Origin of the sequence: Bacillus sp. FJAT-49711 (assembly GCF_018343715.1) — a bacterium.
GTDB lineage: Bacteria > Bacillota > Bacilli > Bacillales > Bacillaceae_C > Lederbergia.
Genome location: NZ_JAGYPL010000001.1, coordinates 521,694 through 547,911, shown reverse-complemented (window position 1 = coordinate 547,911; position 26,218 = coordinate 521,694). Strand labels below are relative to the sequence as shown.

23 protein-coding genes are annotated in these 26,218 nt (G+C 39.5%); 5 read left to right on the top strand and 18 right to left on the bottom strand.

The features are described from left to right. Positions 1 to 11 precede the first annotated feature (11 nt). From KHA96_RS02755 to KHA96_RS02745, 3 genes are all read right to left on the bottom strand, one after another. Positions 12 to 1,274 (bottom strand): Y-family DNA polymerase, encoded by a 1,263-nt coding sequence (locus KHA96_RS02755; protein WP_213127759.1) that lies wholly within the window; start codon positions 1,272 to 1,274, stop codon positions 12 to 14. 294 nt (positions 1,275 to 1,568) lie between these two features. Further along, a complete protein-coding gene (locus tag KHA96_RS02750) occupies positions 1,569 to 2,366 on the bottom strand; it encodes an SDR family NAD(P)-dependent oxidoreductase (protein WP_213127758.1) in 798 nt (265 codons plus the stop codon). Next, positions 2,363 to 3,337: an MBL fold metallo-hydrolase gene (locus KHA96_RS02745; protein ID WP_213127757.1), complete on the bottom strand. Its 975-nt coding sequence runs from the start codon at positions 3,335 to 3,337 to the stop codon at positions 2,363 to 2,365. The genes KHA96_RS02750 and KHA96_RS02745 overlap by 4 nt, the downstream gene beginning before the upstream one ends. A 717-nt stretch (positions 3,338 to 4,054) precedes the next feature. Between KHA96_RS02745 and proC the strand changes: the two genes are divergently transcribed. Both proC and namA read left to right on the top strand, forming a co-directional pair. Next, positions 4,055 to 4,879: a pyrroline-5-carboxylate reductase gene (gene proC, locus KHA96_RS02740; RefSeq protein ID WP_249315237.1), complete on the top strand. Its 825-nt coding sequence runs from the start codon at positions 4,055 to 4,057 to the stop codon at positions 4,877 to 4,879. A gap of 235 nt (positions 4,880 to 5,114) precedes the next feature. After that, positions 5,115 to 6,137, top strand: a complete 1,023-nt coding sequence (namA, locus tag KHA96_RS02735) for an NADPH dehydrogenase NamA (RefSeq protein ID WP_213127755.1) — start codon at positions 5,115 to 5,117, stop codon at positions 6,135 to 6,137. Here the strand turns inward: namA and rnz are convergent. Continuing rightward, a complete protein-coding gene (rnz, locus tag KHA96_RS02730; protein ID WP_213127754.1) occupies positions 6,134 to 7,063 on the bottom strand; it encodes a ribonuclease Z in 930 nt (309 codons plus the stop codon). The two genes, namA and rnz, sit on opposite strands and share 4 nt — an antisense overlap. A gap of 159 nt (positions 7,064 to 7,222) precedes the next feature. Between rnz and zwf the strand changes: the two genes are divergently transcribed. Together zwf and KHA96_RS02720 are read left to right on the top strand one after the other, a co-directional pair. After that, on the top strand, positions 7,223 to 8,722 hold the full coding sequence (gene zwf / locus KHA96_RS02725) for a glucose-6-phosphate dehydrogenase (protein ID WP_213127753.1): 1,500 nt from the start codon (positions 7,223 to 7,225) through the stop codon (positions 8,720 to 8,722). Between the two features lie 449 nt (positions 8,723 to 9,171). After that, positions 9,172 to 9,615 carry a YueI family protein gene (locus KHA96_RS02720; protein WP_213127752.1) on the top strand — a complete coding sequence of 148 codons (444 nt, stop codon included), beginning with the start codon at positions 9,172 to 9,174 and terminating at the stop codon, positions 9,613 to 9,615. Here KHA96_RS02720 and KHA96_RS02715 read toward each other — a convergent pair whose 3' ends face one another. From KHA96_RS02715 to mce, 5 genes are all read right to left on the bottom strand, one after another. Continuing rightward, positions 9,616 to 10,830 (bottom strand): DNA polymerase IV, encoded by a 1,215-nt coding sequence (locus KHA96_RS02715; RefSeq protein ID WP_213127751.1) that lies wholly within the window; start codon positions 10,828 to 10,830, stop codon positions 9,616 to 9,618. Positions 10,831 to 10,892: 62 nt separating this feature from the next. Further along, complete coding sequence (locus KHA96_RS02710; RefSeq protein WP_213127750.1) at positions 10,893 to 11,363, bottom strand: chemotaxis protein CheW; 471 nt, start codon at positions 11,361 to 11,363, stop codon at positions 10,893 to 10,895. A 34-nt stretch (positions 11,364 to 11,397) separates the two neighbouring features. Beyond that, complete coding sequence (locus KHA96_RS02705; RefSeq protein WP_213127749.1) at positions 11,398 to 12,516, bottom strand: M20/M25/M40 family metallo-hydrolase; 1,119 nt, start codon at positions 12,514 to 12,516, stop codon at positions 11,398 to 11,400. A 545-nt stretch (positions 12,517 to 13,061) separates the two neighbouring features. Continuing rightward, on the bottom strand, positions 13,062 to 14,618 hold the full coding sequence (locus KHA96_RS02700) for an acyl-CoA carboxylase subunit beta (RefSeq protein WP_249315235.1): 1,557 nt from the start codon (positions 14,616 to 14,618) through the stop codon (positions 13,062 to 13,064). Then, positions 14,605 to 15,027: a methylmalonyl-CoA epimerase gene (gene mce, locus KHA96_RS02695; RefSeq protein ID WP_213127747.1), complete on the bottom strand. Its 423-nt coding sequence runs from the start codon at positions 15,025 to 15,027 to the stop codon at positions 14,605 to 14,607. Before mce ends, KHA96_RS02700 begins: the two co-directional genes overlap by 14 nt. 153 nt (positions 15,028 to 15,180) lie before the next feature. Between mce and prli42 the strand changes: the two genes are divergently transcribed. Then, positions 15,181 to 15,273, top strand: coding sequence for a stressosome-associated protein Prli42 (gene prli42 / locus KHA96_RS23210; protein ID WP_213127746.1), 93 nt, complete (start codon positions 15,181 to 15,183; stop codon positions 15,271 to 15,273). A 145-nt stretch (positions 15,274 to 15,418) separates the two neighbouring features. Here prli42 and KHA96_RS02685 read toward each other — a convergent pair whose 3' ends face one another. From KHA96_RS02685 to lpdA, 9 genes are all read right to left on the bottom strand, one after another. After that, positions 15,419 to 15,922 (bottom strand): L,D-transpeptidase, encoded by a 504-nt coding sequence (locus KHA96_RS02685; RefSeq protein WP_213127745.1) that lies wholly within the window; start codon positions 15,920 to 15,922, stop codon positions 15,419 to 15,421. A 226-nt stretch (positions 15,923 to 16,148) separates the two neighbouring features. After that, positions 16,149 to 16,586 (bottom strand): BrxA/BrxB family bacilliredoxin, encoded by a 438-nt coding sequence (locus tag KHA96_RS02680; protein ID WP_213127744.1) that lies wholly within the window; start codon positions 16,584 to 16,586, stop codon positions 16,149 to 16,151. Positions 16,587 to 16,756: 170 nt separating this feature from the next. Beyond that, on the bottom strand, positions 16,757 to 17,782 hold the full coding sequence (gene meaB, locus KHA96_RS02675) for a methylmalonyl Co-A mutase-associated GTPase MeaB (RefSeq protein WP_249315234.1): 1,026 nt from the start codon (positions 17,780 to 17,782) through the stop codon (positions 16,757 to 16,759). Beyond that, the gene (gene scpA, locus KHA96_RS02670; protein WP_213128656.1) at positions 17,775 to 19,946 is read right to left on the bottom strand and encodes a methylmalonyl-CoA mutase; all 2,172 of its coding nucleotides are present in this window, start codon (positions 19,944 to 19,946) and stop codon (positions 17,775 to 17,777) included. The genes meaB and scpA overlap by 8 nt, the downstream gene beginning before the upstream one ends. Further along, complete coding sequence (locus KHA96_RS02665; protein ID WP_213127742.1) at positions 19,936 to 21,336, bottom strand: methylmalonyl-CoA mutase family protein; 1,401 nt, start codon at positions 21,334 to 21,336, stop codon at positions 19,936 to 19,938. The genes scpA and KHA96_RS02665 overlap by 11 nt, the downstream gene beginning before the upstream one ends. Before the next feature lie 113 nt (positions 21,337 to 21,449). Further along, positions 21,450 to 22,676, bottom strand: coding sequence for a dihydrolipoamide acetyltransferase family protein (locus KHA96_RS02660; protein ID WP_481748217.1), 1,227 nt, complete (start codon positions 22,674 to 22,676; stop codon positions 21,450 to 21,452). A gap of 55 nt (positions 22,677 to 22,731) precedes the next feature. Further along, positions 22,732 to 23,715: an alpha-ketoacid dehydrogenase subunit beta gene (locus KHA96_RS02655; protein WP_213127740.1), complete on the bottom strand. Its 984-nt coding sequence runs from the start codon at positions 23,713 to 23,715 to the stop codon at positions 22,732 to 22,734. A 15-nt stretch (positions 23,716 to 23,730) separates the two neighbouring features. After that, positions 23,731 to 24,723: a thiamine pyrophosphate-dependent dehydrogenase E1 component subunit alpha gene (locus KHA96_RS02650; RefSeq protein WP_213127739.1), complete on the bottom strand. Its 993-nt coding sequence runs from the start codon at positions 24,721 to 24,723 to the stop codon at positions 23,731 to 23,733. Between the two features lie 27 nt (positions 24,724 to 24,750). Beyond that, the gene (lpdA, locus tag KHA96_RS02645; RefSeq protein ID WP_213127738.1) at positions 24,751 to 26,178 is read right to left on the bottom strand and encodes a dihydrolipoyl dehydrogenase; all 1,428 of its coding nucleotides are present in this window, start codon (positions 26,176 to 26,178) and stop codon (positions 24,751 to 24,753) included. Between the last annotated feature and the right edge of the window lie 40 nt (positions 26,179 to 26,218).

Sequence of the window (26,218 nt, the reverse complement as noted above, 5' to 3'; positions counted from 1 at the left end):
TGCAGTAAATTTTAAGCTTTATGTCCCCCTACGAGAGCTGCTCTCTTCCTTGCCGTTCCCGCTTTCGTATAAGAAATTGCCCGCAATAAAGAAACCCCTCCATGGCGTCTACGGATTTGATCGACTGTGTAGCCAAGTTGCTTTTCACTTACCTTTCTCGGTTCAAATAAATTTAACTGAACGTACTTGTCATCTGCCACATTGGATAGAGCAATGGAGATTTGTCGTACAGTCTTTCCTGTATAATGGGTTTCGAATAGCCGTAAACAGACGCGATATAGATCCATCGTTGTATTTGTTGGTTCTTCTACTGAGAACGACCGCAAGAATCCACCGCCAAATTCTTTATCGCTGTAGCCAATACCAAGGCTAATGGTCCTCCCCGCCTTTTTACGCTCCCTTGCTCTTCGGGCCACCTCTTCACACATTTCGAGAATGACACAAACAATCTCCTCTTTAGCCTTATAGTCACGCAGTAGTATTTGACTTTTTCCAAAGCTAATTTGCCCTTCTATAATCGGAGCTCCCAACTCTGATAAGTCTACTCCCCATGCGTGATAGTAGAGCTGATTTCCCATCACTCCGAATTTTTTCTCGAGCAAGTGCAAATCCGAATGAGCGAGCTGTCCCACAGTAAAAATTCCCATACCATTTAGCGTCCTTTCTACCTTTCTTCCAATTCCCCACATCTTCCTAAGCGGAGCAACCGACCATAGTTTTTTCGAAACATCTTCATATGTCCATTCTGCAATGCTAGTTGTTTTTGCTTCAAGATCAAGGCAAAGCTTAGAAAGAAGCATATTCGGTCCAATTCCGATAGAGCATGTTAATTGGAACTCTCGGAAAAGCTCTTCTTTAATTTTTTCAGCAACTAAACGGGCATCTCCCCATAGATCACTCGTTCCATCGATTTTAATAAAGCTCTCGTCCACGCTATATATATGAATCGCTTCTTTCGGGACGTAGCGATTAAAAAGTCGTGTGATTTCAGTGGCAACCCGTAAATAAGTGCTCATCTTCGCCTCTACAAGCTGAATTCTGTCATCTTGCGGAATTTCAAAAAGCCTAGAGCCCGTTTTAATTCCGAAATCTTTTTTCAAACGTGGGGATGCTGCGAGTACGACGCTCCCCGGCTGGTTCAAATTCCCGACAACCGCTAAATAACATTTTAAGGGATCGTACCCAAGCATCACCGCCGAACAGCTGGCATAAAAGCTCTTCATGTCAATACATAATATCTTGTCGTGTGGAAGTTCGCTGTAATCAACGCTCATATATATGCCTCCCGATGATAACGAACACTTGTTCTATTATATGCAATATATTAGCCTAAAAGACCTATATTTTCAAATAGTACTTTTTTCCAAAAAAAATAAGTTTGTTTAGAAAAGCTCAAGAACTGACTTTTACGCCTAATAAGGAAACTTAGCGGTTCTTACTAAGTTTCCCAAATAGATAAAACTATTTTTCATTATTTAAATATACATCGAACAGCAGCTATGTTAAGAAAGAGCCTTCAAACAAAAACCTCATATGTTTATCTCCTTTCCAGAGATAAACATATGAGGTTATTTTTTAAAGAAAGCTTTTCTGCCTAATGACTCTACAATTTTGGGTGCCAATGTATGTAAGGTAGCAGTCCAATCCATCCAGCGCGGCATATTGATTTCTCGATGATTTTTAAGCATGATGCGGACAATATTACGAGCGACCTTTTCAGGATCCAGTACAAATTGTCCAAGATTTTTAAGATAAGATCCTTCTGGATCAGCTTTTTGAAAAAAATCTGTGCGAATCGGTCCAGGATTAACAGCAGTTACAAACACTCCATATTGGGACATTTCCATTCGTAAGCTATTCGAAAAACCAAGTACAGCGTGTTTGCTAGCAGCATATACGCTTGATTTAGGGGTTGCAAGTTTGCCGGCTTGTGAGGCGATATTAATAATATGACCGTGTCTCCTTTTACACAAATAAGGAATGACTTCTTTTGTACAAGCAATTAAGCCAATCACATTGACAGCAAACATTCCTTTTAAATCTGGAAGATTAATGTCAACAGCATTAGAAAAAACACCGTAACCCGCATTATTCACTAAAACATCTATTTCCCCTTCCGTTTCATATATCTGTTTAAATACATGGGAAATTTGTTCAGCATCAGAAACATCGAGTGCTAAGCCCGTACATTTCACTCCATACTCATTTCGAATCCGTTTAGACATTTGATTCAGTTTTTCGATATTGCGAGCAAGTAAAATCAAATTAGCTCCATTATGCGCACACATATAAGCAATTTGCTCACCGAGACCTCCGGAAGCTCCTGTTATCGCAACGGTTTTCCCTTTAAGGCGTTCATTTTTCATCTTGCCACTTCCTTAATAGCTGAAAAGAATGCAACACCTTCGTCATTCAATTGTTTCTCAATAAGGCCAAGAGATAGTAAATAATCAAGCTGGGCGGTCGATTCAGATAAAGTTAATCCGAGTTCCTTTTGATATACAGCTGGAAAAAGCTCTTTCGTAATCGTAAATGTCGTCAATTGCCCAGTCTTCAGCATGTCAAGTACTTGTAATGCACGTTCATGCTGGCGATGCAAGCGACGTTTAACAAGTTCATGAACTCTTTGAATATCTGCTCCATGCCCTGTGTAGGCGATGCGAATGTCTAAATCTAATAGCTTCCTGAGCGATTCGTTATATTGCAGCTGTGGCTTTGGCCGTTCGGAAGCTGGATTTAGTGCAGGTTCAAGAAATGGATTTGATGAGATCGTAGCGAGTAAATGATCTCCGGAAAGCAAGACACCGTCATTTTCCAAGTAAAATGACAAGTGGCTCTGCGCATGACCAGGAGTCTCAAGGATTGACCATTTTTCCAGTCCGGGGATGTTATCTCCTTCAGCAATTTCTTGCGCTAGCAGAGCTGTACTAGAAAACTTAAGGGGTGATTTCAAAATATGTAACATTTTTTCAAAATCCCCTCTTAAACCAAGTTCTATAAACAACCATCTATAAAACTCATCGTGTGCAGCGAAAAAGGTTTGATCCTCTTCAATCCATGGACGCACATATTTATGTCCGTATATAGGCACTTCGGGGAGCCACTCTAAAAATCCAACATGGTCCGGATGGTGATGAGTAAGAACAACTTGATCGATATCTTCGGGTGTCAATCCATACTGAGCGAGTTGGAAAACAAAAGCCTCCCAAGCTGCTTTCGTCTTCACACCTGCATCAATAAGAGTAACCGCATCCCCTTTCAATACATAAACATTCACATCACCTACAGCAAATGGAGTAGGCAATTCAATTTTTATTATTTTTTCATTAGAAGTCATAGAAATCCCTCAACTTTATAAAGTAAGTACTTACAGTGTATCGGTATATATTAGAAAAGCGCAAGCGCCTTGCCCATCGACGTACAGGCCCACAGGATGTGGCGTTTTTAGTCGACGTTCCTCTTTCGTCCTTCGACTGAGATAAAGGAAACACAGCGAGTTTGGAAAGCGGAAATCGCCTGAGGGGAAAGGAAGGCTAAAAGTGCAACGTCCTGTTGCAGGCTCAGTGCAGCGACGTCTTTCGCCTGCACTAGTAGTACATCCGTGACGTCGCAACGCCTTCCTGACCCGCCTCCTGCGGGCTTCCGACAAGCAAATGTTCTGAGGCAAAAAAAGTCTGGTTTTTGACTTTTATTGCCTCAGGCTATTTTACTTATAGAAAAAAGTCATTAATCACTAATTATTGAAAAAATATTCTTGACATTTAACCTCGCGATAATCATAATCATATATAATATTTCGCGATGAACTGGGAAAAGTAAAATCGAAATGATGCAAGAGATTGGAGTCCATTGGCTGGAAGGCTCCGACATCCCCTTTCTGTTTGAACCTGCCTAGTGAGCTGTCGGCAAAACTGACCGTAACCCGCGTTAAGGGGTAAGAGATGGTTGCTAAACTTGTCAGCCAACGAAGGTGGTACCACGGAAGCTATTCCCTTTCGTCCTTTTTATTAGGATGAGAGGGTTTTTTTATTTTAAAAGAACGGAGGAATCCCCCTTGAAAATATCATTTGTTGGAGCTGGTTCCATTGCAGAGGCAATGATCACAGGGTTGATTGAAAAAAACATATGCAGTCGAGAAAATATTAGGATAACGAATCGACATAATAAATTGAAGATTCATGAGCTTGAACAAAAATACGGAGTATATACAACCTATGATATGAATGAACTTGTTCGTGATGCAGATATGATTATTTTTGCCGTAAAGCCAAAAGATGCGAATGAAGCCTTGGAAAAAATTAGTCCGTATATACAGAAAGATAGTTTCTTCGTATCCGTTATGGCTGGGATATCTATCGAGTTTATAACGGATAAGTTAAAAACAAATTGTGCCATTGCCAGGGCAATGCCCAATACTTCTGCAAGCGTTGGAAAATCCGCAACAGCCATTACTTTCAACCATAGCGTTTCCAACCTTCAGAAAGAGATGGCGCTTTCCATTTTTTCTGCTATTGGAATAACCGAAGAAGTGGAAGAATATCAGATGGATGCGATTACGGCCCTATCGGGAAGCGGTCCAGCTTATTTTTATTATGTAGTAGAAGCAATGGAAAAGGCTGCGGAACAATTTGGTCTTGAAAAAGATACATCCAATAAGCTAATCGTTCAAACACTATTAGGAGCTGCCGAAATGCTGTCAGTATCAGGAAAAAAAGCTGAAGTTCTCAGAAACAACGTAACAAGCCCAGGGGGAACGACAGAAGCAGGAATTACTGTTCTTGAACAAGCTGAGATGCAAGAGGCGTTCATTGCTTGTGTTCATGCAGCTGCTGAGCAATCAAAACGATTGGGAATCATGTACGAATCAAAAATCACATGATTCATAAAGGCTTTGTTGCCTTTCAAAATGAATTTAGATCTCTATCATTCGTCAGCAAAGAAAAAATCCGCCAAATTCATTGGCAACCCAGCTTTCATATTAGGTGTAAAAACTGGCTTTTGGGCTTTTCAAACAACAAACTTTACAAAAAACGGCCTCCTCTAAAGAGCTTATACATGCAAACAAAGCCGTCCCCTTGCTATAATAGAGCGAAAGCAAAATAGGAGGCAAAAGTATGTCTGTAAAATTGTTTACACCCTTTACGGTTAAAAATATTACGCTGAAAAATAGAATTGTGATGTCGCCAATGTGCATGTATTCTTGTTTTAATGAGGATGGAATGGTTGGGGATTGGCATTATACCCACTATACGAGTCGTGCTGTCGGGCAAGTCGGTCTCATTGTCGTTGAAGCAACCGCTGTGACACCGCAAGGAAGAATCAGCCCTCGTGATTTAGGTATTTGGAGCGACGATCATATTGCGGGACTTACTAAGCTTACGCAAATGATTGAAGAGCATGGTGCCGTCAGTGGCATTCAAATAGCACATGCAGGACGAAAAGCGGTTCTTGATGGAGAAATCATCGCACCGAGCGCTATTCCTTTTGATGAGAAAATGAAAAAGCCAAAAGAAATGAGTATAGATGAAATTAAAGAAACGATCGCGGCATTTGGAAAAGCAGCGGAAAGAGCAAAAAAAGCTGGATTTAAAGTGATTGAAATCCATGCTGCTCATGGGTATCTCATTAATGAATTCCTTTCACCGCTTACTAATAAGCGTAGTGACGAGTATGGCGGCACCCCAGAAAATCGTTATCGCTTTTTAAGAGACATTATTGAGGAAGTTAAATTAACATGGGACGGTCCGCTATTCGTTCGCGTTTCAGCAAATGATTATAATGATGAAGGACTTAACGAAGAAGACTATGTATTGATGGCGAATTGGATGCAAGAGCAAGGAGTCGATCTAATAGATGTTAGTTCAGGTGCAGTAGTTCCTGCAAGCATCCCGACTTTTCCAGGCTATCAAGTTCCATTTGCAGATCAAATTAGAAATAAAGCTAATATCCCGACTGGTGCTGTAGGGTTAATCACAAATGGAACACAGGCGGAAGAAATTTTACAAAATAACCGGGCCGATTTAATTTTTCTCGCCCGTGCCCTGTTGCGCGATCCATACTGGCCGAGAACTGCGGCGCAAGAGCTGAAACATGAGTTAGCAGCTCCTGAGCAATACAAAAGAGGCTGGACAATTTAACTTTTATGTGGAGCAATGGTCATTTCTAGGAAATCATACGCCATTTTCGTATTAGGAAAAATAGTCTTTGCTTCTTCAGCAAGCTGATTCCAATCTTCCTTAACATAACGAGAACTAATATGGTTTAAATAAAGTGATTGCGCCTGTGCTTTTAAAGCAAGGGTTGCAGCTTGAGCGGTCGTTGAATGATAATAATCTCTTGCCATCTCTTCGCTTTCGGCCGAAAAAGTAGCTTCATGGACGACGACGTCCGCTCTTGATGCAAGGGTGATTGCATTTTCACATAGTCGTGTATCGCCTAGAATGCATAGAACTCTGCCTTTTAAATCCGGTCCTAAATAATCGGTGCCATCGATCACTCTTCCGTCTTCCAGAGTAACGATTTCGCCCTTTTTAAGGCGCTGATAAATCGGTCCCGGCATTATGCCTTCAGAGCGAAGCCGCTCGGCATCAAGTGTTCCTTTTTTATCTTTTTCTGTAATGCGGAACCCGAAGCTCTTGATTCCGTGATCAAGCTGTAGAGTTTCTATCTCGAATTGCTCATCTTTAAAAATAACCCCGTCCTCAATTTCAATAATCGATAAAGGATACTTTAAATGGGTTTGACTAATTTTGAGAGAAACATCAACATATTCACGAATTCCTTTTGGACCGTAAATCGTCAGCTCCGTTTCTCCACCTTGGAAGGAACGGCTGCCTAGTAATCCTGGCAGGCCGAAAATATGATCTCCATGCAGATGGGTAATAAAGATTTTTTCAATTTTTCTAGGCTTTAATGAAGTATGTAAAATTTGGTGCTGGGTCGCCTCACCACAATCGAAAAGCCATACAGAATTTCTCTCTTCCAATAACATCAACGCCAAGGAAGAGACATTTCTAAGTTTTGCCGGGACACCCGCGCCAGTTCCGAGAAAGAGCAGTTTCATATTGAACCCCCCATATAAATAATATTTATTTTATCATAATTATAATAGGCTATTTAAAAATAGATACTTGACTAGTCGTGTTTTTTCAGAATAATTGATAAGATAGGATATAATCAATCATGTTGGAAAAGTTTACGAAGGAAAAGAGAGGTTTTCATTATGATTCAATCAGAAACACCCGCATCGCTCATTATGATATTCGGAGCTACTGGGGATTTAGCGAAAAGAAAGCTATACCCTTCCCTTTATCATCTATTTAGAAAGGGAAAATTAGCGAAGCATTTTGCGGTCGTAGGGGTAGCACGACGCCCATGGACCAATGAAGTTTTGAGAGAACATGTTAAAGACTCAGTTCTAACATCTATTAAAGATGCGGAAAATATTGAAGAATTTATTTCTCATTTTTATTATAAACCTCATGATGTCAGCGATTCAAACTCATACATACAATTAAAGAATCTCGCAAATGAGCTTGACAAGACATATTGTCTAGAAGGAAACCGAATCTTCTATTTAGCTATGGCACCAGAATTTTTTGGTACAATTGCCGAGCATTTAAAAACGGACGGATTAACTGATACAGAAGGTTTCCATAGACTTGTCATCGAAAAACCATTCGGGCATGATCTTGAGTCCGCAATTGAATTAAATAAAAGAATTAGAAACGTCTTTTCCGAAAATGATATTTATCGAATCGATCATTATCTCGGAAAAGAGATGGTTCAAAATATTGAAGTCATCCGGTTTGCCAATGCAATTTTTGAGCCTCTCTGGAATAATCGTTTTATCTCAAATATTCAAATTACATCGAGTGAAATGCTAGGTGTAGAAGAACGTGGCGGGTATTACGAAACAAGCGGTGCTCTGCGCGATATGGTTCAAAACCATATGCTGCAAATGGTAGCACTTCTTGCAATGGAGCCGCCAATTCGACTTACTCCAAAAGAAATTCGCAGTGAAAAAGTAAAAGTACTTGGTGCTCTTCGTTCTATCGAGCATGACGAAGTCCCCAATTACTTTGTGAGAGGTCAATACGGGCCAGGTGAAGATAATGGCCGAAAAGTGAATGGGTATCGTGAAGAGCAAAATGTAAATAAAGAATCGAATACAGATACGTATGTAGCAGGCAAATTAATGATTGATAACTTCCGCTGGGCGGGTGTTCCGTTCTACATTAGAACAGGTAAAAGAATGACAGCAAAATCAACGAAAATTGTGATTCAATTCAAAGATATCCCGATGAATCTTTATTATAAATCGGATAAAAACTTAGACCCGAATCTACTTGTTATTCATATTCAACCGGAAGAAGGGATTACCCTTCATTTAAATGCCAAGGATACAGGACAAATGATGGAAACAACACCAGTGAAGCTTAATTTTTCCAATAATAGCATCGCAGGTCTTAATACCCCGGAGGCATATGAAAGACTGCTGTTTGATTGTCTTAGAGGGGATGCAACAAACTTTACACACTGGGATGAAGTTGCTCTTTCTTGGAGCTTTGTTGACAAAATCAGTCATTATTGGGAAAGCGAAAAAGCAAACTTTCCTAATTACAGCGCTGGTACTATGGGGCCTAAAGAAGCGGATGAACTGCTTGAAAAAGACGGTTTTTTATGGTGGCCGGTTACAGACTTAGATGTAACGGATTGTTAATAAGAAAAGCGAAAGCGCCTGTTTATCGACGTACAGGCCCACAGGATGTGGGTCCGTCGACGATGCCACAGGACGTGGCGTTTTTTGTCGACGTTCCTCTTTCGGCCTTCGACTGAGATAAAGGAAACACGGGCAGCGATGTTGACTTATCGTAGGGAGAAGGACAAGTAGTTTGCTAGTCGATAGGCGCTGGAGCTAGGCAAAGAAAAGCACAGAGCTAGGTAGGAAAATATTTAAAGGCTGTTCAAAAGCAGCCTTTTTCTTTTACCTATTGATACAGATAATGTAAGATACCTGATATACTATATACAAATACATATTTGTTTTTAACAAAGATGTTAACTCAAACATTGAAAGAGCTGCAAACTTCATAAGTAGCAACAAACTATAAGATAAAACAATTAACAAATATACATCATACAGAATATATTACCGCGGAGGTGTTTGCCGTGAAAAGCTCCAATGTGGATGATTATTTACAAAAGGGAATGTACGGGGTAAAAGAAATTAAACCGGAAGAAAGAAGGAAATTTCTAGGCACAATTAGAGAAAGAATTATCGTTGCACTTACGAAAAGCCAAGTTATGGAAAAAGGTGTTTATCCAGAGGTTCTACAATTAATGAAAGAGCATCCTAATGCAGTAATGCTTCTAAATGGTGATCTTGATTACTCATATTTATCGGACTATATTCATAATGCTAGATCAAAGCATATTCAATTTTCTATCGTAGCAAACAAAAATTATGATACAAATATCGGTCTTGTATTAACGTACGATCATGCAATCGATAAAGATGAAATTTATATTAAAAAAAGTAATGAAAAAACTGTAACTGTTTCAAAGAAAAAAAAGAAATCTTTAAAAAGTTTATTTCGTTTTCTTAAAAAATAATTACAGCTTTGTTTTTTTCGTGCCCTTCCGAAGATCGCTTCCTTTTTGAAGGATTGAGGTACCATATTTACTTTTAATCTTATCTATAGCGTTATAAAGCGGCTCCTTTTGAGCTGCTTTTTCATATGAAAATAGATTAAGCTGTTCAAAAGCATTGTCTTCATCAACTAAGTCTTGACCTGTTATGCCTAAAAGCCTTACCGGATCCCCTTTCCAATTGTGTAAGAATAATGTTTTTGCTGCTTGAAAAATATCATCTGCTTCCACGATCGGATTGATGATTTTTTTACCTCTTGAGATTGTTTTTCTATTGTTATAGCGAATTGTGATTGCGATATTTTTCGTAACATAGCCTTTATTCTTTAATCTATTTGATACACTTTCCGAAAGGGATTCAAGGATTTCCAATAACTTGGATTGGATGGATATATCCCTTGGTAATGTAATGGAATTCCCGACACTTTTGTTTTCCCCCGCCGCATCCGGATCAACTGGGCGCGAATCAATCCCATTTGCACGTTCTTTTAATTGTATCCCCCGAATTCCTAAATGGGCCTTGAGCTGTAGTTCACTCGCATTTGCTAAATCACCAATCGTATGTATGTGCAATGCTAATAGCTTTGCGGCCGTTTTTTCTCCAATCCCATGCATCTCTAATGTCGGTAATGGCCAAATAACATGAGCAATATCTCTTTTTCGTAAAATTGTAATACCTAGCGGCTTTTTCATGTCTGATGCCATTTTTGCTAAAAATTTATTAGGAGCAACACCAATGCTGCACGGCAGATCAAGCTGATTGAGCAGACTTTGCTGGATTGCTTTTGCGATTTCAACTGGGGTTCCGAGTTCGTAGCTCTCTGTAATATCAATATAACCTTCATCAATTGAAACTGGCTCTACTAACTCTGAGTAGTTGCGCAAAATTTCAAACATTGCTTGTGAAGCATTACGGTATCGATCAAAATTTGGTCTCTTTACAATTAGATTCGGACAAAGTTTTTTCGCTTCCCAAACTGGCATTGTTGTTTTCACACCATACTTACGAGCTTCGTAGCTGCATGTTACGACGATACCTCGGCGCTGTTCTTCATCCCCTGCTATGGCAAGAGGCTTTCCTTTCAACGAAGCGTCATAGGCCATTTCCACTGAAGCAAAAAAACTGTTCATATCCACGTGTAAAATGACACGACCATTTTTTGGGTAGAACTCTTTCATTTTGATCACCTTGATTTTATTAAAAAGAGCCTAATTGGATAGGCCCTTTCTTTTAGTATGATTTATGCTTCTTGTTTTTGCTCATTTAAATAGTCTTTAATTTCTTTTACTCCTTCGAGTACTTCAAGCATGCTTACCGGGTCTATCATTGTAATGATTCTTTCTTCAAGATTCGCAATTGAAGAAAAGTATTTTGTTTTATGGTACGCCACAAGCCCCATTTGCTGCAATGCATTTTCGGGAATTTCCAAAATTTCTTTTGCTTCATTTACCAATAATGCGAAGGAAAGCTCCTCTGTATGGACAACAATCATTCTTACTTCTACATCATGTTGAATATGTCGATCATATAAAATATGTCCTAGGTCAAGCACCGGGATTAGTTCTCCCCTTGATTTAACTACTCCTCTAATATATTCCGGTAAATGTGGAACTGGATTCACATTTTCATATTTCTCAATAGAAATTACAAATGAGACTGGAATCGCGTACTCCTCTTGTCCGGCATTAAATATGATTGCTGTAACTGCCATCTCTCTTCACCCTTTAAAAAAGTAAATAATAACTTTATCTTTTTGAGGCTTCCTCGATTACTGCCACGACCATTTCTGCTAGTTTCCCGAGTTCTTCAACTGGCATCCGTTCATTCGTAGTATGAATTTCTTCATAGCCAACAGCTAGATTAACAGTAGGTATATTGAAGCCTGCAATCACATTTGCATCACTGCCTCCCCCACTTCTTAAGAGTTCTGGACTGCGGCCAATTTTTAAGGCAGCTTTTTTAGCTACTTCTACTACTTCATCACCATCGGCAAACTTAAATCCTGGATACATTACCTCAACTTCTACATCGGCAGATCCACCCATTTCTTTAGCAGCTTCTTCAAATGCCTGTTTCATTTTTGCAACTTGGGCTTCCATTTTTTCATTCACTAAGGATCTCGCTTCCGCCAATACGATCGCCTGATCTGCCACGATGTTTGTAGCTTGTCCGCCTTCAAAACGGCCGATATTTGCAGTCGTTTCCTCATCAATTCGACCAAGCGGCATTTTCGCAATTGCTTTTGCAGCAATTGTAATGGCTGAAATCCCTTTTTCCGGTGCTACTCCCGCGTGAGCTGTCCTACCATTCAGAACCGCTTTAATTCTTGCTTGAGTCGGCGCAGCGACAATAATATTACCAACCTTGCCATCACTATCAAGAGCAAAGCCGTATTTTGCTTTTACATATGAAGAATCCAACGCTTTTGCACCGACTAGACCGGATTCTTCTCCGACTGTAATAATAAATTGTATATCTCCGTGTTCTGTATTTTGTTCCTTCAGCACTTTTATCGATTCCAGCATTGCTGCAATTCCCGCCTTATCGTCGGCGCCAAGAATGGTTGTACCATCTGTTACAACATAACCGTCCTTTATGGAAGGCTTTATGCCCTGCCCTGGAACAACAGTGTCCATATGACAAGTAAAATAAATAGGAGTTGCTTCCATATTGCCTTTTAAGGTGCATATTAAATTTCCTGCACCGTGACCTGTCTGTTCCATCGTATCATCTTCAATTACTTCCACACCTAGATCATGAAATTTTTTCTTTAGTACTTTGGCAATCTCGGATTCATACTTTGTCTCTGAGTCAATTTGCACTAATTCAAGAAATTCATCTAACAGTCTTTGTTCATTAATCATATGTTTTTCCTCCAATGTTGTTAATAGATTCTCGGCATTCACCGATTTAGATGATACGGTTTATATATTTTTCCTCCTATATTTAATTAGGTAGAGTTACCTATTCTAAATCTCCATACACCGCGTCCGTCTGCTGCCGTTGATTTCCGTTCCAGGCTGACGCTTTCCGGGAGGCGTGCGCTGAGCTTCCTAGGCCGCTACGTGCCCTACGGGGTCTCACCTATCGCGCTAATCCCCCGACGGACAGGACGTCCTAGTGGCGGCGTTGACCACAGGACGTGGTCTTCTTTAGCCGACCAGGAGTCGCCTCCTTCCACTCCAATCAACTAAGATATTCTATTGCTCATGGTAAGAAATTATACGACTTCCATAAAAGCATCATGGTTATTCCGAGTATTATGCAAAAAGGTATAATCCCCGTTTCTCTTCTAAGTTAGAAATCAATGTTGGTTTTAACATCTATTGATTGGAGCGGAAGGGCCTGGAGCGCAAATCAACAACTAGGTTTAAGGACTTCTACTTTAAAGGTATTACAAGAGTCGATGTTATAAAGGTATATTTCCATGCTTTTTGTTAGGTCTTTCTTCATGCTTATGACGGAGCATTTCAAGGGCTTGGATTAGCTTTATCCGCGTTTCCCTTGGATCGATAACATCATCCACCATGCCTCTTGCAGCAGCGACGTATGGATTTGCAATGGTTTCGCGATATTCTTTCATCTTTTCCAAGCGCGTTTTTTCCGGATCATCACTATTTACTATTTCACGGGAAAAAATAATATTTGCAGCTCCATGCGGGCCCATCACAGCAATTTCTGCATTTGGCCAAGCAAACACGAGATCCGCTCCTATTGCTTTACTGTTAAGAGCTACATATGCCCCACCATATGCCTTCCGCAGTATAACGGTGATTTTCGGAACGGTTGCTTCTGAATAAGCATATAAAATTTTAGCTCCATGCCTTATGATACCGCCATGTTCCTGTTTAATACCAGGGAAAAAGCCTGTAACATCTTCAAACGTAATAATAGGGATATTAAAAGAATCACAAAAACGGATAAATCTTGAGGCCTTATCTGAAGAATCAATATCAAGACTTCCTGCCATAAATTTCGGCTGATTGCAAACAAGGCCTATCGATTCGCCGCGAATTCTAGCAAATCCAACTACTATATTTCTGGCAAATTCCTTATGTACTTCTATAAAAGATTGCTCATCCACAATCTTGTTTATAACCATTCTTACATCATAAGGTCTAACAGGATCAAAAGGAATAAGATCTAACAATTCAGGGCGCAAATCATCTTCTTTATTCCAATCCAACATTACCGGCTTTTCTCGATGGTTTTGCGGTAGATAGCCCAAAAGAGTTCGAACCATTGATAAGACTTCCTGTTCACTACTACCTCTAAAATGAGCATTTCCACTTATCGTATTATGTACTCTGGATCCACCTAAATTTTCGGATGAAATCTTTTCACCTGTAACCGTTTCTATCACTTTTGGTCCAGTAATAAACATTTGACTAGTATGATCCACCATGAAAACAAAATCAGTAATTGCTGGTGAATAGACTGCGCCTCCCGCACAAGGTCCCATAATAACGGATATTTGTGGAATGACTCCTGAATAAATAGCATTACGATAAAAAACATGCCCATAGCCATCAAGGGATACTACGCCTTCTTGGATCCTCGCACCTCCAGAATCATTCAGGCCTATAAACGGAGCGCCATTCTTTGCGGCAAGATCCATGGCCTTAGCAATCTTTTCTGCATGCATCTCACCCAGTGCACCGCCGAACACGGTAAAATCTTGAGAAAACAAAAAAATAAGCCTATCATTCATTTTACCATAACCCGTTACTACACCATCTCCTGGATGCTTTATATTTTCTAAGCCGAAGTCTTTTGAGCGGTGTTCAATAAAAGGATTTAGTTCTACGAATGAACCTGCGTCAAGAAGCAAATCAATCCTTTCCCTTGCCGTTAGCTTTCCTTTATCATGTTGCCTGCGGATTCTTTCATCTCCACCGCCAAGCTCAGCTTTTCGTCTACGATCATATAAGTCATTAATCTTTTCGTAAATATCAGTCACTGTCATTCTCCTTCAGTGGCTTTTTTTCACAAATCTCATACAGCACACCATGTGCAGATTTAGGGTGGATAAAAGCGATCAGTGCCCCGGCAGCTCCTTCTTTGGGTACTTCGCTTAGCATTTGGATTCCCTTACTTTTGAGATCTATAATGCGCTTTTCAACAGAATCTACTTTAAAAGCAATATGATGGATGCCTTCGCCACGTCGCTCAATGAATTTTGCAATTGCGCTATTTGAATCTGTAGGCTCTAATAACTCGATTCTCACATTATTCGCATCCAAAAAAGCAATATTTACATGTTCAGATGGAACATTTTCTATTGCTAGACATGTTAGCCCAAGATGATTTTTATAGAATGGAAGCGTTTCCCTTAGTGATCGAACGGCAATTCCGATATGATCTACATTTTTCATAAAAACCTCCAAAAAGCATTCATTAGAAGACTTCTATAAACCTTCGACATTTCCAGCTCACAATCCTGCTTATCAATTCATGATGATGGGTTGTATCAGTTTGAATTTCGAGATAAAATAGACTTAATATGATTGATTTAGGGGTGCATCAAATTGGCCAATAAAAAATTTCAAAAAATTATCGTTTATATTATGCTCTTCTCTATGATTGCCACTACCATAATAGCTGGGCTATCATTTTTATAAGACCAAGACGCAAATAACTGTCCATCGCGTAAAAACTTCAAGGCCTTCGACTTATCGCAGAAAAAGGACAAGAAATATGCTAGTCGGACGTTACAGCTGAACAAAAAAGGTGAAGTTGCTCAAATTTGGGCAACTTCACCTTTTTTTATATGACATTCATTTCAAAAGTTATGCTTTCAAATGTTTGATCCGTGTTGACGACAAGAACCTTTGAACCGATAGGAACACGATCATAAAGAAATTCAAGCTGTTCTTTAGGAAGACGAATACAGCCTTGCGATATATATTTTCCTATAGTTGACGGGTTGTTCGTTCCATGCAACCCATAGATTCTTCCGTCTGTATCTAATGCATCAAAACCAATCCATCTTGAGCCGAGTGGATTTTGTGGATCCCCGCCTAGTATATTGGCTCTCCGATAGTATGGGTTTTCTGCCTTCACTTTTATTGTAAATAATCCTTCAGGAGTCATTTCATTCGTTTTTCCAGTCGCCACTTTTGTAATGAATTGAACCTTCCCATCATTGATCCAGGCTAGCTCATTAGTACGCTTATTGACTATGACAAGCGAGTCACCCGGCAACACTTCTACATCGAATGGCCAAAAAGGTGAACTAATGAAAAAGAAGAAGGCGAATAATAGCTGCATGAATATCATCCTTTTTCAATAGTTTGCGGAAAAAGATGGCTTTCATGCAAAAATGCCCTTGATTAAGTTGTGCGACTCAACCAAGGGCATTTATTGAAAGTATAAGTTTTTTATAGACTATATTTTGAATAGATGCTCTTGCTGTCCAGCTCCAGCGCCTATCGACTATAAACGCCACATCCAGTGGGCCTATATATCAATGAGCAAGTCGCTTGCGCTTTTCTAATTAAACTTCGTCGCAATATTGTTCAAAGTATTGCTGAAGCTTATTTACTACTGACATGGGATCATGACCTTCAATTTCATGACGTTCTACCATCGTGCAAAGTTTCCCATCTTTTAAGAGAGCGAATGATGGGGAGGATGGCGGATAATCTGTAAAATAGCTGCGTGCTTTTGCAGTAGCATCCTTATCTTGACCTGCAAAAACCGTTACAAGATGATCAGGGCGCTTGTCAAAATGGACGGAATGTGCAGCTGCTGGACGTGCGATTCCTCCTGCACAGCCACAAACAGAGTTAACCATGACAAGAGTTGTTCCTTTTTGTTCTAATGCTGCTTCCACTTCTTCTGGTGTTGTTAATTGTGAGTATCCTGCTCTTTCCATATCCTCACGTGCTTGCTTTACAACATCGTTCATATATAAATTAAAATCGATATTCATTATTTCCACTCCTTATATTTAACTATCGTTATCATAGCAATATTTCATGCTACATTTCAAATAATATAATTTTTAAAAATAAATAGGTTTATTTTTTTGAGAACTGGGTAAAATTAGACTACATCTAGATCCATACCCCTAAACTCCCTAGATGTTTTTGGACAGCACGATTAGCTGTCCTTTTTTTTGTATGCGGAAAAAAGAGTATCCACGGCAACTGGAACTGTCGTCAAGTCATTCATTACAGCTGAATCAATCTTTGACCATATTTCTTTAATATGTGGATCATTAAAAAAGTCTGATTCTAATCGTTCCTTTATTAACACAAAGAGCCAATCCTTAACTTGTTTCTGCCTTCGGTCTTTGAACAATGATGTGGATTGTGTTTTTTTCATAAAATCTTGAATGGTTTCCCATACTTTATCAATCCCCGTTCCAGTCAATGAGGAACTTATCATTGCTTTTGTATCCCATCCAGGAGTTGCCGGCTGAATAAAATGAAGAATTTGATTATATTCACGCATCGTTTTCTTTGCTTGATTCAAATTATCCCCATCCGCTTTATTCACTACAATAAGATCCGCCAGTTCCAAAATACCTTTTTTCATTCCTTGTAATTCATCACCGGCACCTGTCAAAACAAGCAATAAGAAGAAATCTACCATGCTTCTTACTGCCGATTCACTTTGCCCGACTCCTACAGTCTCCACGAGAATCACATTAAATCCCGCTGCTTCACAAGCAATGATGCATTCCCTTGTTTTCGTATGGACACCCCCGAGCTTGCCTCCTGAAGGAGAAGGACGGATAAAAGCATTCGGATGTCTAGCTAGTTTCTCCATCCTCGTTTTATCTCCTAGAATGCTTCCACCGCTAATCGTTGAACTAGGATCAACAGCCAGCACTGCAACGCTGTACCCTTGTTCACATAATAAATGGCCTAACGTTTCTATGAAGGTGCTTTTACCGGCACCAGGTACTCCTGTCACCCCAATCCGGATAGAATGACCTGCATAAGGTAAAAGTTTTTGTAAAAGATTTTTTGATTGTTCTTGATGGCGCATGGCATTGCTTTCGATTAAGGTAATCACCTTCGCAAGTACGGCTCTGTCCCCATTCAATACTCCTTGAATCAATTCATTGGAATTCCCATCATTTTGTACATGTTTGACAAATTTTCGTTTTCCTTCAACCATCAGTGATGACCTCTTCCACATATCCGAGCCTACTGTAAATTTCTTCTATTACTTTTTGTGCTGCTGCCGGAATGACTGTACCTGGACCAAAAATAGCAGAAACTCCATTTTCTTGAAGATATTCATAATCTTGAACAGGAATGACTCCTCCAATCACAACGACGATATCTTCTCGATTGATTGTTTTTAATTCTTTGATTAATTTTGGCACAAGTGTTTTATGCCCCGCCGCTAATGAGCTGATTCCAATGACATGGACATCATTTTCAGCCGCCTGTTTTGCTGTTTCTTCAGGAGTTTGAAATAGTGGACCGATATCAACATCAAAACCTAAATCAGAAAAAGCAGTCGCGATCACTTTCGCCCCTCTATCATGTCCATCCTGTCCCATCTTGGCAATCAAAATCCTTGGTCGGCGTCCTTCGTTTTCTAAGAAAGCGTCTGTCATTTCTTTTACAGCTGATATTTCTTTATCGTTCTTAAAATTTGAGCTATAAACACCGGTTACCGAGCGAGTAACAGCTCTATGTCTGCCACTTACCTTTTCGATAGCGCTGGATATTTCTCCTAGCGTTGCCCTACATCTTGCAGCTTCAATCGCAAGCTCCAATATATTTTTTTCGGAACTTGAAGCTCCTTCTGTCAACGAATCAAGTGCAGCCCGAACTTTTTCCTCATTTCGATTATGTTTTAGCATTGTTATTCTCTCTATTTGTTTCTGACGAACTGCATCATTGTCGATATTTAATATTTCAATTTGCTCTTCATTATCAATTTGATAACGATTAACGCCGATGATCGTTTCTCTTTTAGAGTCGATATGCGCTTGCCTGCGGGCAGCCGCTTCTTCGATCCGAAGCTTTGGTAAGCCAGTTTCAATCGCCTTTGCCATGCCACCTAGTTCTTCGATTTCCTCGATATGTTTCCAAGCGCGTTCCATCAGCGCTTTTGTCAACGACTCTACATAATATGAGCCGCCCCATGGATCAATGACATCTGTCATACCCGTTTCTTCTTGCAAAAAAATTTGCGTGTTTCTGGCAATTTGAGCAGAAAAGTCAGTTGGCAAGGCAATCGCCTCATCAAGTGCATTTGTATGCAAGGATTGTGTATGACCCATTGCTGCTGCATGTGCTTCGATCAAAGTTCGAACAATATTATTGTATGGGTCTTGTTCAGTTAAGCTCCATCCTGATGTTTGACTATGGGTTCTTAAGGCAAGTGACTTAGGATTTTGAGGTTGGAACTGGCTCATTAACTGTGCCCACATTTTTCTGGCAGCCCGCATTTTCGCTACTTCCATAAAATAGTTCATTCCGATTCCCCAAAAGAAGGAGAAACGAGGAGCAAAATCATCAATTTGTAAACCAGCTTTTAAACCAGTCCGCACATATTCCAATCCGTTAGAAAGAGTGTACGCTAGCTCTAAATCGGCAGGTGCCCCTGCTTCTTGCATATGGTAGCCAGAAATAGAAATACTGTTGAATTTCGGCATATGTTTTGCCGTATATTGAAATATATCTTTTATAATTCGCATCGACATTTCAGGAGGATATATATACGTATTTCGCACCATATACTCTTTTAATATATCATTTTGAATGGTTCCTGATAGTTGAGCTTTTTTTACCCCTTGCTCCTCTGCTGCAACGATAAAAAAGGCCATAATTGGGATAACGGCACCATTCATTGTCATTGAAACGGACATTTGATTAAGTGGAATCCCATCAAATAGTATTTTCATATCCAATACTGAATCAATGGCCACACCAGCCTTTCCGACATCCCCTTCAACACGCGGGTGATCGGAATCGTAGCCTCTATGTGTTGCCAAATCAAACGCCACTGATAACCCTTTTTGCCCTGCCGCAAGATTACGTCTGTAAAAAGCATTGCTTTCTTCTGCTGTCGAATATCCAGCATATTGCCGGATTGTCCACGGCCTATTAACATACATCGTTGCGTAAGGACCTCTCGTAAATGGGGGCAGACCGGGCATATCGTTTAAATGGTGAAGATCTTCAATATCATTTTTTGTATATAAAGATTTAATTCGGATGTTTTCACTTGTTTCAAAAAGTAATAAGTTTTCTGATTTTTCCATATTTGATTCTTGATTATCATCAATCGGAAAAATCTTTTGAAAATCGGGTTTATGATCCATTACAATCCCCGCTTTCACATTTTTCTGCAAGTCTAACTCTTTCCAAAGGTTCAATTTTTACAAAATCAATATTGTTCTCAGAGATAGGTTTAGATTTACGGCTATATTTTCCGTTAGGGTCCTGTTTAAAAATATTAACGCCAATCATTAATTTCTTTCTGTTCCTAATATCTTCCGTTTTCTTCAAAAGTGTCTCTTTAATCATCCTTTGAAACGAGCCGTTTTGTAAAACTGAGTAGATTCCACCTTTTTCATCTATATCTTGAAAAAGTTCCCATGCCTTTTCAATAAGATTAGATGTTAATGATTCAATATAAAAGGAGCCTCCAGCTGGATCAATTACTTTATTTAAATAAGCTTCCTCACGAAGAATCAATTGTGTGTTGCGAGCAATCCGCATTGAAAACTCATCCGCTAGATTCGAAATGCTATTAAAAGGCGTAACATGTAGAAAATCTACTCCACCAATAACTGCCGCAAAAGCTTCATTTCCTGATCGAAGAATATTCATATGCGGATCTAGCAAGGATTTCGTAAAAGCGGAAGTTTCCGCACTTATTAGAGGATTGCCCTCCTCAGGATCAACCTTATAAGCAGAGGACACGGTTCTCCATAGTGATCGAAATGCTCTTAGCTTGGCAACTTCCATAAAAAAGTTGCTCCCAATTGAAAAGTGAAAGATCATTTTTTGGATTGTCTTATAAGGTTCCCAACCTATTTTCCGCATTTCTTCGATGTAGAATATTGCTTCTGCCAAAGAAGCAGCCAGCTCTTGTACAGCATTTGCCCCACTATTATGGTAAGGTGCACTATCGATTAAAATGGTTTTTAATCTAGGATGTTTTCGGTCAAGTTTTGATATCGTTGTACCCCAATCTCTCAAAATTTGCCTCTTACGTTTAAACAAATAACCTTCGTCAAGCCGAGAAGAAATTAAATCAAAAGCAACTGCACCTGTAAGATCAGCACCAAATTGAATGACCTTTTTCGCAACTGTTGGAAAGTTTTTTTTAGTAAATAGCAATATTGGAGTATTATTAAAAACTATCCCCGTAAAATCTAATTTATAAATTTCATCCAACTTATCTATATCAAGGGAAATAGTTTCTAGCTCTCCTGCTATTACCATTTTTATTTGTTGTACTAGATCCTCCCAATCGGGATTGCTGATTTTTTGAGCAATTTTCCAACTATTATTAATGGAAAACCTTCGAATATTTGAATGTTTATTGTCTAATTTTGTGTATATTGGAGACAGCTTTATTCCTTCATATGTTTCCTTATAAAGCGCTTCCAAAGACTGGCGCTTTAGCGTCTTTAAGGCAGCTTGTTCCCATGCATGATAATCGACTTCGGGAAAAACGGCATTTTTCATTTTATTACTAGACATCGAACCATCCCCCATCCGTTAACGACTATCTTTATTTTAGTACAATAACTAACATGGGGCAAAACAAATTAAAAGAAGCTGCCACTAAATAGTAACAAGCTTCTCTCATAATATTAGTACACGGATGTATTCTCTTTAGGAATATTTTCGAGTATTTCTTTAACACGTTGCATAAAACGGCCGCATATAAGACCATCCAACACTCTATGGTCAAGGGAGAGACAGAGATTCACCATATCACGGATGGCAATTCCGTCATTGACAACGACTGGACGTTTAATAATCGATTCCACTTGTAAAATCGCTGCTTGCGGATGATTGATTATTCCGATTGACTGTACAGAACCAAATGAACCGGTGTTATTAATTGTAAAGGTACCACCTTGAGTCTCTTCACTTTTCAATGTTCCGGTTCGAACCTTTTTAGCGAGATCTGTAATATCTCTTGCAATTCCCTTAATTGATTTTTCATCTGCGTGCTTAATGACAGGAACAAATAATTCTTCTTCTTTGGCAACAGCAATTGAAATATTTATATCTTTCTTTTGAATGATTTTATCCCCAGCCCACATTGAATTAATCATCGGAAATTCTTTCAGAGCTTGTGCAACTGCCTTAATGAAAAATGCAAAATAAGTTAAACTGAAACCTTCGCGTTGTTGGAATTCTGATTTTAGAGCATCGCGATATTTAACCAAATTTGTCACATCTACTTCTATCATCATCCAAGCATGAGGAATTTCCGCCTTACTTCGAAGCATTTTCGATGCAATGGCTCTTCTAACACCAGAAACGGGAATTTCAATATCTCCTGATTTAGAAAAACTGAGCTCCTCCGTTTTAATTTCTGGTGGAAAAGGCTGACTCTCTTTATTTATACCTCTTTGTGGAATCTCATTCGAGTCAATTAACTTTTGTAAATCTTTTCTCGTAATCCGACCGTCTTTTCCTGTTCCCTTTACAAGAGACAAATCGATTCCATGTTCTTGAGACATTTTTAAAACGGCTGGTGAATACCTTGTTTTCCCAGTAGATTGATTGTCATTTATTGGAGTAATGACAGAAGGACCGAAGTAAGCGTCACTTTTTTCAGCCGTTTTTTCATTTTCAACTTCCGCTTCTTCCGTTTCAATTGTACAAATTGGATTGCCCACGGCAATGGTAGCCCCTTCTTCGGCAAGCAACTGATCAATCGTCCCAGTAAAAGAGGATGGGATTTCCGCATTGACCTTGTCCGTCATTACTTCCGCTAATGGATCATATTTATTAACATGATCACCTGATTGTACAAGCCATCTGCTGATTGTTCCTTCCGTAACACTCTCACCGAGCTGGGGCATAGTAATGTTTTTTATTGACAAAGTGATTTCCTCCTTATAGCCTCCATTGTACGGCTCAAAATTCAGCTAGCTCTCGCATGGCCTTTTCAACTTTTTCAGGATTGACCATGAAGAACTTTTCCAATGTTGGAGAGTATGGCATAGCAGGTATATCAGGGCCAGCCAATCTCATGATCGGTGCATCAAGATCGAACAAGCAATTTTCGGCTATGATTGCTGCCACTTCTCCCATGATACTTCCTTCTTTATTATCTTCCGTTAACAGCAATACTTTCCCCGTCTTAGAAGCAGCTTCAATAATCGCTTCTTGATCAAGTGGGTACACAGTACGCAAATCTAATAAATGTGTTTCGATTCCATCTTCTGCAAGTCGTTCTGCAGCTTGCAACGCGAAATGGACACAAAGTCCATACGTGATGACCGTTATATCATCTCCTTCTCGCTTTACATCCGCTTTCCCAATCGGAAGTACATAATCTTCATCAGGCACTTCTCCTTTAATAAGTCTATAAGCACGCTTATGCTCAAAGAAAAGTACAGGATCACTATCTCGTATCGCAGCTTTCAATAACCCTTTTACATCATAAGGAGTCGATGGCATAACGATTTTTAACCCTGGTTGATTAGCAAATATCGCTTCTACTGATTGTGAATGGTAAAGTGCCCCATGGATTCCTCCACCATATGGAGCTCTTATCACCATCGGGCAGCTCCAGTCATTGTTTGAACGATATCTAATGCGTGCAGCTTCCGATATAATTTGGTTGACTGCAGGCATGATAAAATCTGCAAATTGCATTTCAGCGATAGGTCGATAACCGTACATTGCGGCACCAATTCCTACTCCTGCTATTGCCGATTCTGCAAGTGGAGTATCAATGACTCTTTGTTCGCCAAATTGTTCATAAAGACCTTGTGTAGCTTTAAAAACTCCGCCCTTTATCCCAACATCCTCGCCTAGGACAAAAACTTTGTCATCTCTTTCCATTTCTTCACGGATAGCCGCAGTGACAGCTTCAATATAAGATAATACAGCCATTGTTTATTCCCCCTATTACTCTGCCGCGTATACGAATTTATAAGCATCCTCGGGATTTGGATATGGAGCTTTCTCCGCATAGTCTGTCGCTTCGTTTACTTGTTTCATTATACGGTCATTAATATCTTTTTTTGTTTGCTCATTTAATAATCCATTCTCGCTAAGGTACGCTTCAAAAAGAATAATCGGATCTTCTGATTTGGCTTTTGTTAATTCATCTTCAGTTCGATAACTGCGATCATCATCATCGGATGAATGTGAAGTTAAACGATGCGTTATTGCCTCGATTAAACTCGGACCTTCCCCACGCCGTGCCCTTTCCACAGCCTCTTTCATTACTTTGTAAATTTCCAGCGGATCCTTCCCGTCAACGGTGACTCCCGGCATACCGTAACCTATTGCTCGATCGGATACCTTTTCACATGCAAGTTGTTTATTAAGCGGAACAGAAATGGCATAATGATTATTTTCACACATAAAAATGACTGGCAATTTATGAACACCTGCAAAGTTTAATCCTTCATGGAAATCCCCTTGGTTAGAAGAGCCTTCCCCAAAGGATACGAACGTCACGAGATCACTTTTTTCCATTTGTGCTGCTAAAGCAATCCCAACTGCATGCGGTACTTGAGTAGTTACAGGTGAAGATCCAGTTACGATTCTATTTTTCCTTTGTCCAAAATGACCAGGCATTTGACGACCTGCAGAATTGGGATCCTCTGCTTTTGCAAAAGCCGAAAGCATAATATCTGCTGGGGTCATTCCAAATTTTAAAACAACGCCTAAATCACGGTAATACGGAAGTATATAATCTTTTTCTCTATCAAGTGCAAATGCAGCTCCAATTTGCGCTGCTTCTTGTCCTTGACATGAAATCGTGAAAGGTATTTTTCCTGAGCGGTTTAAAAGCCACATTCTTTCATCAACCCTGCGGGCGAGCATCATCGTTTCATACATATCTAAAACTTGTTGATCACTAAGTCCGAGCTCAGTATGTCGGTTTGTCATATTAATCCCTCCTCGTTCGTTTTGCGCCTATATATGGATAGACAGACCATCTACTGCCAAAGCTGCTTCCCCAATAGCTTCGCTTAATGTTGGATGTGGATGGATAGTGTTCCCTATCTCCCAAGGAGTGGCATCCAATACTCGAGCGAGCCCTGCTTCAGAAATCATATCCGTTACATGAGGACCAATCATATGTATACCGAGAATATCATTTGTTTTTCCATCGGCCACAATTTTAACAAAACCTGCAGATTCTCCTTGTACAAGTGCTTTACCAACAGCTTTGAAAGGAAATTTTCCTATTTTAACTTGATGGCCATTCTCCTTTGCTTTTTTTTCGGTAAAGCCAACACTCGCTACTTCAGGAGAACTGTAAATACATTTTGGGATGTTATCATAAATAATGGAATCAGGATTTATACCGGCAATATGTTCTACAGCCTTAATTCCTTCATGTGAAGCTACATGGGCAAGTTGTAGACCGCCAATTACATCTCCAATAGCATATATATGAGATTCCTTCGTTTGGAAAAAAGAATTTACTTTAATTGCGCCATTTTTTAAAAGTTCTATTTCGGTATTTTGAAGCCCGATATTTTCACTGTTCGCTTTCCTGCCAACAGAAACTAATAGCTTTTCTGCTGAAAAAGTCTGTTCTTCCCCAGCTATTTCAGCATTTATTCGTACTGTCCCGCCCTCTTTTTCCATAGTTTCCGATAAAACTTTTGCATTAGTTACGATTTTTATTCCCTTTTTTTGTAAAAGATGTGACAATTCTTTAGAAATGTCCTCATCTTCTCCCGGTATTATACGGTCAGCGTATTCAATGACGGTTACATTTACACCAAAATCCGCAAGCATTGACGCCCATTCTATGCCAATGACGCCCCCCCCAATAATGACGATTGAGTCAGGAAGTTCCAGCATTTCAAGGGCTTCGTCAGAGGTAAGAACAAGAGTCCCATCTATATCTAAATTTGGCAAAGTACTTGGTCTTGAACCAGTAGCAATAATAACATTTTTCGGAATCAACATTTCATTTTCCGAACCATTGTCCATCTCCACAGATATTGTTCCAGGTATGGGTGAAAAAATGGAAGGACCTAATATACGTCCAAATCCATTATATATATCAATTTTTCCTTGCTTCATCAAAAATTGAACACCATTGTACAGTTGTTCAATAATAGACGATTTTCTTTCTTGTACTTTCTTAAAATTAAGCTCGACATCGCTTGTCAAGACTCCGAATTCTTCACTTTTTTTCGTTAAAGAAAAAACTTCGGCACTTCTTAGTAATGCCTTACTTGGAATGCAGCCTTTATGTAAACACGTTCCACCTATTTTTTCCTTTTCAACGATCGCTGTTTTCAATCCAAGCTGTGAAGCACGAATGGCTGCTACATAACCACCAGTGCCTCCACCGAGGATTACTAAATCATATTCACGTGCCAATTATTATCCCTCCATTTTACTTATGGCCAGATTTGAACCG